Consider the following 537-nt stretch of genomic DNA (forward strand, 5'->3'; position numbering starts at 1 on the left):
ATAAAAAAAAAAAAAAACCATGGCAGCTCAAGCCTCGGGTCTCTTTAGCTCCGCCGTAACAACCGCCGCTACCTCCGGCGTAAAAAAACTCCACCTTTTCACAACAACCCACCGTCCAAGATCCCTCTCCTTCCCCAAAACCGCAATCCGCGCCGAGAAAACAGACTCCGCCGCCGCCGCCGCCGCCCCGGCCGCCGCCGTGAAAGAAGAAGCTCCGGTGGGATTCACGCCGCCGCAGCTGGACCCGAACACGCCGTCTCCGATCTTCGCGGGAAGCACGGGTGGTCTTCTCCGCAAGGCCCAGGTGGAGGAGTTCTACGTCATCACGTGGAACTCGCCGAAGGAGCAGATCTTTGAGATGCCGACGGGAGGCGCGGCGATCATGAGGGAAGGTCCGAACTTGCTGAAGCTGGCGAGGAAAGAGCAGTGCTTGGCCTTGGGGACGAGGCTTAGGTCCAAGTAAAAGATTAACTACCAGTTCGACAGGGTGTTCCCTAACGGTGAGGTTCAGTATCTTCATCCTAAAGATGGGGTTTA

At 57.4% G+C, this 537-nt stretch carries 1 pseudogene; it reads left to right on the forward strand.

Annotated features, from left to right (window positions below):
• Positions 1 to 19: 19 nt before the first annotated feature.
• A pseudogene (gene psaD, locus KQI11_RS13570) lies at positions 20 to 537 on the forward strand (photosystem I reaction center subunit II); the annotation flags it as partial.

Source organism: Acetanaerobacterium sp. MSJ-12 (genome assembly GCF_018917875.1).
Lineage (GTDB): Bacteria > Bacillota > Clostridia > Oscillospirales > Ruminococcaceae > Bittarella > Bittarella massiliensis.